Origin of the sequence: Vibrio sp. M260118, assembly GCF_036533755.1 — a bacterium.
Taxonomy (GTDB): Bacteria; Pseudomonadota; Gammaproteobacteria; order Enterobacterales; family Vibrionaceae; genus Vibrio.
Map to the genome: position 1 here is coordinate 1 of NZ_JATABG010000137.1, position 8,680 is coordinate 8,680.

10 protein-coding genes are annotated in these 8,680 nt (G+C 45.2%); 3 read left to right on the forward strand and 7 right to left on the reverse strand.

The features are described from left to right. Positions 1-287, forward strand: a 287-nt coding sequence (locus QTO00_RS10035) for an EAL domain-containing protein (RefSeq protein ID WP_331424637.1), incomplete at its 5' end; no start/stop codon positions are given. 16 nt (positions 288-303) lie between these two features. On the opposite strand, the gene rimI is transcribed toward QTO00_RS10035, so the two are convergent. The 6 genes from rimI to rlmE form a co-directional block, all read right to left on the reverse strand. Further along, positions 304-753, reverse strand: a complete 450-nt coding sequence (gene rimI / locus QTO00_RS10040) for a ribosomal protein S18-alanine N-acetyltransferase (RefSeq protein ID WP_331424638.1) — start codon at positions 751-753, stop codon at positions 304-306. A gap of 24 nt (positions 754-777) precedes the next feature. After that, positions 778-1,170 (reverse strand): DNA polymerase III subunit psi, encoded by a 393-nt coding sequence (locus tag QTO00_RS10045; protein WP_331424639.1) that lies wholly within the window; start codon positions 1,168-1,170, stop codon positions 778-780. A 135-nt stretch (positions 1,171-1,305) separates the two neighbouring features. Next, complete coding sequence (gene glmM, locus QTO00_RS10050) at positions 1,306-2,646, reverse strand: phosphoglucosamine mutase (RefSeq protein ID WP_331424641.1); 1,341 nt, start codon at positions 2,644-2,646, stop codon at positions 1,306-1,308. A 27-nt stretch (positions 2,647-2,673) separates the two neighbouring features. Then, positions 2,674-3,504 (reverse strand): dihydropteroate synthase, encoded by an 831-nt coding sequence (gene folP / locus QTO00_RS10055; RefSeq protein WP_331424643.1) that lies wholly within the window; start codon positions 3,502-3,504, stop codon positions 2,674-2,676. Between the two features lie 48 nt (positions 3,505-3,552). Next, positions 3,553-5,529 carry an ATP-dependent zinc metalloprotease FtsH gene (gene ftsH, locus QTO00_RS10060; RefSeq protein WP_331424645.1) on the reverse strand — a complete coding sequence of 659 codons (1,977 nt, stop codon included), beginning with the start codon at positions 5,527-5,529 and terminating at the stop codon, positions 3,553-3,555. 107 nt (positions 5,530-5,636) lie between these two features. Then, entirely contained in the window at positions 5,637-6,266 is a 630-nt protein-coding gene (gene rlmE / locus QTO00_RS10065; RefSeq protein WP_331424646.1) for a 23S rRNA (uridine(2552)-2'-O)-methyltransferase RlmE, read from the reverse strand. A 113-nt stretch (positions 6,267-6,379) separates the two neighbouring features. Here rlmE and yhbY point away from each other — a divergent pair, with 113 nt between their 5' ends. Beyond that, positions 6,380-6,676: a ribosome assembly RNA-binding protein YhbY gene (yhbY, locus tag QTO00_RS10070; protein ID WP_038206325.1), complete on the forward strand. Its 297-nt coding sequence runs from the start codon at positions 6,380-6,382 to the stop codon at positions 6,674-6,676. Positions 6,677-6,748: 72 nt separating this feature from the next. Here the strand turns inward: yhbY and greA are convergent, their stop codons facing one another. Then, positions 6,749-7,222: a transcription elongation factor GreA gene (gene greA, locus QTO00_RS10075; protein WP_331424647.1), complete on the reverse strand. Its 474-nt coding sequence runs from the start codon at positions 7,220-7,222 to the stop codon at positions 6,749-6,751. A 548-nt stretch (positions 7,223-7,770) separates the two neighbouring features. On the opposite strand from greA, the gene QTO00_RS10080 reads away from it, so the two are divergent. Further along, on the forward strand, positions 7,771-8,680 hold a 910-nt coding region (locus tag QTO00_RS10080; RefSeq protein WP_331424649.1), incomplete at its 3' end, for a porin.

The window sequence follows — 8,680 nt, forward strand, 5'->3', positions numbered from 1 at the left end:
ATGTACTCAAGATAGACCGCTCCTTTGTTACCCAGCTTCACCTAGACCAGAGTGACCAAGCTATCGTCGATACCATTATAATGACAGCGCACAAGCTTAACTTAGAAGTTATCGCTGAAGGGGTAGAAGATGCCAATGAGCTTAAAGCGCTCAAAGAACTAGGTTGTGCTCAGTTCCAAGGCTACCTGTTCGACAAACCATTGCCGGCTTCTGAACTCATTGAACGATTCGGAAAGAACTTCTACCCAATAGACGATGCCTCGGTGGTAAAGGTGATTCAAAATTAGGTATTGTTCACTGCATTCAGAAAAAAATGTAGCTCATGATGATTGCATCTTCTTTACCTGAAATTGTCGGGTAGTAGTTGATGCGCCTGTCGACTTCATTAAAGCCAATCGACTCATACAGGCCAAACGCACTGTGATTGCTTTCTCTAACCTCTAGCCAAGCACTTTCCGCTTTATTACTTTTACACCACTCAAGAAAAGCCTGCATCAACTGTCTGCCATATCCTTTCCCCTGCTGGCTAGGGTTAACAGCGATATTAAGTAGCGTCACTTCGCCGACAATATTTTGTGCGTAAAAGTAACCAACGACTTCGTCATTGGTGACCAGTACATGATGACATGCGCCACGGCTATTAACATCGCGAATCATGTTTTCCGACCAAGGATGAGTGTGCGCGCTGCGCTCAATCCTCCAAACTTGATCAAGATGCTCTTCGGACAGGGGTAAGAGTGAAGTTTGAGTCATGGTATTTAATAAAGTTAGAGCGAATTACTGATAAGAACAGATCTGCTGCCACAGTAGACGGCGCTGTTCATTATTACCGTCGATTTGTGACAGAAGTGGTGAGTTCAGTGCCTTAGCCTCCAATTCACGAGTTGGTTCACAACCTGCATACCAAACCCACTGAAGAGAGTGCTGTTCAATTTGACTAAGCTGCTCTGGGTAGATATGCAGAGCACTATCCAGTGACAACTTGATGCTTTTCAACACGCGCTCAAACATCTCGGCTGTTCTACCTTGTGGTAGCTGCGGTGAAACCAGCAACAGTTTGCAATTTTCAGGTAAGTGTAAGGGAGGTAATTGGTATCCCAACAACCTTTCAGGATGCGCCAATTGGTAGCACTCTATTCCCATTTCTTGTAGATACTGTTGCTGCGACATATCAAATCATCACCTTAAAAACCGCACTCATCGTATCATAAATTTCGCCGCCAAAAGCGAACAATTAAACAGTGCTCTAGAAGTAAACAAAAAGCGCCACCCGAGGGCAGCGCTTAAAATCAGTACAGCTGGAAATTAAAAGCTCGACTTCACCGCTTCGGCAATTTTCAGAGCTGATGACTGAACTAACTCAGCATCTTCACCTTCAACCATGACGCGAATCAAAGGCTCTGTGCCTGATTTACGTAGCAGGACGCGACCTTTTTCACCAAGTTCAGCTTCTACTTCCACAACAGATGCTTTCACTGCATCCGCTTCAAGTGGGTTAGAATCGCCTGAGAAGCGAACGTTTTCTAAAACCTGCGGGTAGAGCGTCATACCTTGCGAAAGTTCGTGCAACGTCATATTGCTACCTACTACCGATGCAAGCACCTGAAGTGCCGCCACAATCGCATCACCCGTTGTAACTTTATCGAGTAGAATGACGTGACCTGAGTTCTCAGCGCCGATTTTCCAGCCTTTTTCTAGCAATTGCTCCATAACGTAGCGATCACCTACCGCAGCACGCACAAATGGAATCCCTAGCTGTTTAAGGCCGTTTTCCATTCCTAGATTCGTCATTAGCGTACCAACCACACCACCTTTCAATTCGCCGCGACGTAACGCATCACGAGCGATGATGTAAGCGATTTGGTCACCATCCACTTTATTTCCTAAGTGATCGACCATGATGATACGGTCACCGTCACCGTCGAAGGCTAAACCAAGCTCTGCACCCTCTTCAACAACACGTTTTTGTAGAGCACGCACATCTGTCGCGCCTACTTCAGCGTTGATATTGGTACCATCAGGATCAACGCCCATTGCAATAACGTCAGCACCAAGCTCGCTAAATACCGCTGGGGCAATGTGATAAGTAGCACCGTGGGCACAATCTACCACGATTTTTCTGCCTGCTAAGCTAAGCTCTGATGGAAAGGTGCTCTTACAAAATTCAATGTAACGGCCTGCAGCATCATTCAGACGGCTAGCTTTACCGAGTAATGCCGACTCCACACACTCAATGTCTTTATCAAGCTCTGCTTCAATCGCGAGTTCAATATCATCTGGCAGTTTTGTCCCCTCTGATGAGAAAAACTTAATACCGTTGTCGTAGTATGGGTTGTGCGAAGCTGAAATCACGATACCCGCTTCTGCTCGAAAAGTTTGTGTAAGGTAAGCGACCGCTGGCGTTGGCATTGGACCCGTGAACGTTGCTTTCAAACCTGCCGCAGCTAAACCAGCCTCTAGGGCAGATTCAAGCATATAGCCTGAAATACGCGTGTCCTTACCGATAATGACCTTCTTTGTACCTTGTTTGGCTAATACGCGCCCCGCAGCCCAGCCAAGTTTAAGTACAAAGTCTGGCGTAATTGGGTATTGCCCAACTTTGCCACGTACACCATCAGTACCAAAATAACGTCTTTTGTCAGACATGATCATTCCTTTATCTTTTTATAACGCTCAATGGTTCTCTTTGACCATTGAGACAATTTTTACTGCATCAAGCGTTTGTTCAAAATCGTGAACACGGATAATTTGTGCCCCTTTCATTGCTGCGATTGTAGCGCAACTCACGCTCGCTGCCACACACTCAGCAGGCGCTCTATCAAGAAGCTTGAAGATCATAGATTTTCTCGACATCCCTGCAAGGATTGGCAGTCCAAATTGGTGAAATTCTTCTAGGTGAGACAGCATATGATAGTTGTGCTCAAGGGTTTTACCAAAGCCAAATCCCGGGTCTAGGATCAGTTTTTCACGCCCAATACCAACTTCTTCGCATGCAGCAATACGCTCTTGAAGAAACTCACCGACCTCTTTGAGTAGATCATCATAGTGTGGATTAGCTTGCATTGTACGCGGCTGGCCTTGCATGTGCATTAAACAGATAGGTAAACCTGTTGCTGCTGCTACCTCTAATGCGCCTGGCTCTTGCAGTGCACGTACATCATTGATGATATCGGCACCTGCTTCAGCAGCTTGACGCATGACTTCCGCTTTGCTCGTATCAATAGAAATCCACACATCAGATTGAGCTCGGATGGCTTTAATAACTGGAATGGTACGCTGCAGCTCTTCTTCTAACGCCACGTCAGGCGCACCTGGCCGAGTAGATTCACCACCAATATCAATAATCGTCACACCCGCTTCAATCATTCGCTGTGCTTGGGTAAGGGCATCTTCTAGTGCGCGAAACTTGCCGCCATCAGAAAAGGAGTCTGGCGTGACATTAAGAATTCCCATGACTTGCGGCTGGGATAAATCGAGAGTTTTATTGTTTGCTTGTAGGATCATAAACACAAAAACCCCGAGTTTCCTCGGGGTTTCTCTTAATTAAGTCAACTATTCTGAGTCTTTCTTCTCAGTTGCTTCCGCTGAAGTGCTCTCTTGTGTAGAGGCTGGCTCTTCTGCTTTGGCTTCAGTCGCTGGCGCTTTCTCTTCCGCTTTACCTTCTGAGCTATCGTCAGGTTTTGCGTCTGATTTATTGCTTGGGTTATCACCCCAACCAGCTGGTTCACGAATATCTGCTTTACGCTCCATCAGATCATCAATCTGACCCGCATCAATGGTTTCATACTTCATTAATGCATCTTTCATTGCGTGCATGATATCCATGTTATCTTCAAGGATCTGCTTGGCACGAGCGTAGTTTGTATCGATCAAGTGACGAACTTCGTCATCGATAAGCTTGGCAGTATCGTCAGACATATGCTTAGTCTGAGTTACGCTACGGCCGAGGAATACTTCACCTTCATCTTCTGCGTAAAGAAGAGGACCAAGTTTTTCCGAGAAGCCCCACTGAGTGACCATCTTACGTGCAATGTCTGTCGCACGTTCAATATCGTTAGAAGCACCTGTCGATACTTTATCTGCACCGTAGATCAGCTCTTCAGCTAGACGGCCACCATACAAGCTAGAAATCATAGACTCTAGATGCTGACGAGACATACTTACGCGGTCTTGCTCAGGCAGGTACATAGTCACACCGAGTGCGCGACCACGTGGAATGATTGATACCTTGTACACAGGATCGTGCTCAGGAACCAAACGACCAACGATGGCGTGACCTGCTTCGTGGTATGCCGTTGACTCTTTCGTCTCTTCCGACATCACCATAGAGCGGCGCTCTGCACCCATCATGATCTTGTCTTTCGCGAGTTCAAACTCAACCATAGAAACATTGCGCTTGTTACCACGCGCAGCAAATAGTGCCGCTTCATTAACTAGGTTAGCGAGATCCGCACCAGAGAAGCCAGGCGTACCACGAGCGATCAGAGAAGGCTCTACGTCACCTGCAAGAGGCACTTTACGCATGTGTACTTTAAGGATCTGCTCACGGCCGCGAACGTCTGGTAGACCAACCACAACTTGACGGTCAAAACGACCAGGACGAAGTAGTGCTGGGTCAAGTACGTCTGGGCGGTTAGTTGCTGCGATAACGATAATACCTTCGTTACCTTCGAAGCCATCCATCTCAACCAGCATTTGGTTAAGGGTTTGCTCACGCTCATCGTGACCACCACCAACACCAGCGCCACGTTGGCGACCTACCGCATCGATTTCATCGATAAAGATGATACAAGGTGCGGCTTTCTTCGCTTGTTCGAACATGTCACGTACACGCGATGCACCGACACCCACAAACATTTCAACGAAGTCAGAACCTGAAATAGTAAAGAACGGTACTTTCGCTTCACCAGCAATCGCCTTCGCAAGAAGCGTTTTACCTGTACCAGGAGGACCAACCATTAGCACACCGGTTGGGATCTTACCGCCTAGTTTTTGGAAACGGCTTGGATCACGTAGGTAGTCGACTAGCTCTTTTACGTCCTCTTTTGCTTCGTCACAACCAGCAACGTCAGCAAAGGTGGTTTTAATTTGTTCTTCGCTCATCATGCGAGCTTTACTCTTACCGAAAGACATTGCGCCTTTACCGCCGCCGCCTTGCATTTGACGCATGAAGAAAATCCATACACCAATCAGTAAGATCATTGGGAACCAAGAAATAAAGATTGTACCTAGCAGGCTTTGCTCTTCTGGAGGTGTGCCCTGTACTTTCACATTTTGGTTAATTAAGTCATCAAGTAGCTTCTGGTCGTAGACTGGCATGTAAGTTACATAACGCGAGCCGCCGCCACGACGAGTGAAGGTAATTTCACCGTCTTTAAAAGTTGCTTCCTGAATCTGGCCTTGGCCAACTTCCTGTACAAATGTGGTGTAGTCCACCGCTCTGCCATTGCTCTCCCCAGGGCCAAAGCTCTGGAAAACCGACATCAATACGACAGCGATAACAAGCCACAGAATTAAATTTTTTGCCATGTCACTCAAGGTGTCAGCCTCTCGATAACTAATTGTAATTAAAGGTAGGGTACTACAGTTTATAACCTGTAGCTATAGTGTTAACTAGCCCATCAAGGGGCAAATAGTTAACCTTTGTAACCAGTGGCTACAACAAAGACTTCTCTTGAGCGAGCTCGCGAAGAGTCTGGTTTTCTGATTTTTACGACTTTAAACGTGTTTCGGATTTCTTTAACGAATTGATCAAAGCCTTCGCCCTGAAACACCTTAACGACAAAGCTACCATTAGGGGCTAGAACTTGTCGACACATATCTAAAGCCAATTCAACTAAATACATTGCTCGAGGTTGATCGACCGAATTATTACCTGCGATGTTAGGTGCCATATCTGACATAACCACATCAACCATAGAAGGTTGAATACGATCAAGCAGAGCTTCTAACACAGCGTCATCGCGAAAGTCACCTTGTAGGAAACTCACACCGGCAATTGGATCCATCGGTAGCAAATCACATGCAATGATTTGCCCACCCTCTCCTACTATCTTAGCAGCATATTGAGACCAACCACCGGGAGCAGCACCTAAATCGACAACCGTCATGCCAGGTTTAAGCAGTTTGTCCTTAGCTTGAATCTCTTCCATCTTGAAGTAGGCACGCGAACGATAGCCCTTTTTACGTGCTTCGTTGGCGTATTTATCATCAAAATGTTCTTTCAACCAGCGCCCTGAGCTAGCAGAATGTTTTTGTTTACTCATTTGTTACCTAATAGATAGAGAGAACAACTAACCCAATAAATTATAGTCTTCAGGGTTAGATGGCGTTAAAATGGTATTTTTCAACCCTTATAGTAAAGAAAATTGGCCGCGTAATGAACCTAAGCACCAAACAAAAGCAGCATCTAAAAGGCCTAGCGCACAGTCTAAAACCTGTTGTGCTTATGGGCGCAAATGGACTAACTGAAGCTGTTCTAGCGGAAATTGAAATTGCTCTTGATCACCACGAGCTAATCAAAATTAAAGTAGCGTCTGAAGATCGCGAAACTAAGACCCTGATTATTGAAGCTATTGTACGTGAAACTCGTGCAGAGAAAGTACAAGTAATCGGTAAAACTTTAGTTCTATTCCGCCAATCGGAAGAGCGTAAAATCGAGTTGCCACGTAAGTAATATTACTTTCATGAGCAAGAAAAAAGGTCGCCAATGCGACCTTTTTTGATATTTGCCGTTTTGAATATTGCCTTAGATATACTCTACGCGATCAATTTCAAAGTCACGATCTCCACCTGGAGTCGAGATAACCACTTCATCACCTTCCATCTTACCGATTAGGCCACGAGCAATTGGTGAACTCACCGAAATACGTCCCGCTTTGATGTCAGCTTCATCATCACCAACGATTTGGTAAGTTTTCTCTTCTTCTGTATCACAATCAATCAAAGTGACTGTCGACCCAAAGATAACCTTGCCCGAGTTATCCATCTTAGTGACGTCGATAACCTGAGCAACAGATAGCTTGTACTCGATATCACGAATTTGAGCTTCACAGATCCCCTGCTCCTCGCGAGCCGCGTGGTATTCTGCATTCTCTTTAAGATCGCCTAGCTCACGAGCTTCTGCAATGGCTTCAGAAATCTGTGGGCGAAGCTTCAATAGTCGGTCGAGTTCTTCACGTAGCTTTTTTTCGCCACGCAGTGTCATTGGCACTTTTTCCATTATTTACCTCATTCCAAAGCAATCTTTGGACAAAACAAAACTACCCAATCCAGTGGATTAGGTAGATGTTACAACAAATTCATTTCCTCTAGTTTAAACAAACTTTGCGTCTAAATCACCCAAATTAATCTAGCGTGATCCAGCTCTCAAATTAAGCGTCATAACAAATTGAAAAATCGACGCATTTTTTGAAATCGATCGCGTACTAAGCACCTCACTGCATAAAAAATACTAAAAGTTAAAATGTAAGCCCACCTACACAAAACCTAAAAAAAACCTTAAAAGACAACGATTTGACATTTATTTACAACCAATAAAACGCTGTTCATAAGTTGGATTTATATCATTTTACTAACTCATCAAGGAACTTTGGGTTAAAAACTTAACTGACCTAATCAGTGGGGTTGGTCCTTATCGCTCAGAGTTCGTTCATAAAGCACGGATATGAGTCTGGATTAATAGCACTGATGTAATAAAGAGAATCGCCCTCAAGTAGATGCGTTTCTCGCTATACAACTATTTATGGACAGTAAATTAGGACTTATAAGATGAACAAAACTCTGATCGCTCTAGCAGTATCTGCTGCTGCAGTAGCTACTGGTGCAAACGCGTCGGCTGACGGTATTCAAGCAGGTGGTATCGAAGGTACTTCTGTATACAGCTCAAACGGCAACTCTCTAGAAATCGGCGGTCGTGCTGAAGCTCGTATGTCTCTAAAAGATGGCAAAGCTGATGACAAAACTCGCGTGCGTCTAAACTTCCTAGGTAAAACTCAAATCACTGACAGCCTATACGGCCTTGGTTTCTACGAAGCTGAGTACAACGCGAATGATAACGTTGGTAACAGCAACGATATCGATCATCGTTACACTTACGCAGGTATCGGCGGTAACTTCGGTGAAGTAACTTACGGTAAAAACGATGGTGCGCTAGGCGTAATCACAGATTTCACAGATATCATGTCTTACCATGGTAACTCTGCAGCATACAAAGTTGATATTGCAGACCGTACAGACAACATGCTGTCTTACAAAGGCCAATTCGCTGACCTAGGTGTTAAAGCAAGCTACCGTTTCGCTGACCGTATCGATGATACAACAACTGGCGGTTACACTGACAACAGCTTTGACGGTTACTCGCTATCAGCGGTTTACGCTCTAGGCGACACTGGCGTTAAGCTAGGTGCAGGTTACGCAGACCAAGATTCAGATTCAACTGTGTCTGAAAACCAGTACATCCTTGCGGCTTCTTACCAGATCAGCGACTTCTACTTCGCAGGTACGTTCGTTGACGGTGAAGTAAAAGACGGTTCAGACAAAACTGACAAGACAGGTTACGAATTTGCAGCTGCTTACAAAATGGACAAAGTTGCATTCACTACAACCTACAACAAGCTAGAAGCTAAAACTTCTGGTACTACGTACGATGCAGCGGATAACATCGCTATCGACGCAACGT

Bases quoted from the DNA above. Each gene is read 5' to 3' on its own strand.
- rimI (WP_331424638.1), bottom strand. From the start codon at position 753: ATGACTCAAACTTCACTCTTACCCCTGTCCGAAGAGCATCTTGATCAA.
- QTO00_RS10045 (WP_331424639.1), bottom strand. From the start codon at position 1,170: ATGTCGCAGCAACAGTATCTACAAGAAATGGGAATAGAGTGCTACCAA.
- glmM (WP_331424641.1), bottom strand. From the start codon at position 2,646: ATGTCTGACAAAAGACGTTATTTTGGTACTGATGGTGTACGTGGCAAA.
- folP (WP_331424643.1), bottom strand. From the start codon at position 3,504: ATGATCCTACAAGCAAACAATAAAACTCTCGATTTATCCCAGCCGCAA.
- ftsH (WP_331424645.1), bottom strand. From the start codon at position 5,529: ATGGCAAAAAATTTAATTCTGTGGCTTGTTATCGCTGTCGTATTGATG.
- rlmE (WP_331424646.1), bottom strand. From the start codon at position 6,266: ATGAGTAAACAAAAACATTCTGCTAGCTCAGGGCGCTGGTTGAAAGAA.
- yhbY (WP_038206325.1), top strand. From the start codon at position 6,380: ATGAACCTAAGCACCAAACAAAAGCAGCATCTAAAAGGCCTAGCGCAC.
- greA (WP_331424647.1), bottom strand. From the start codon at position 7,222: ATGGAAAAAGTGCCAATGACACTGCGTGGCGAAAAAAAGCTACGTGAA.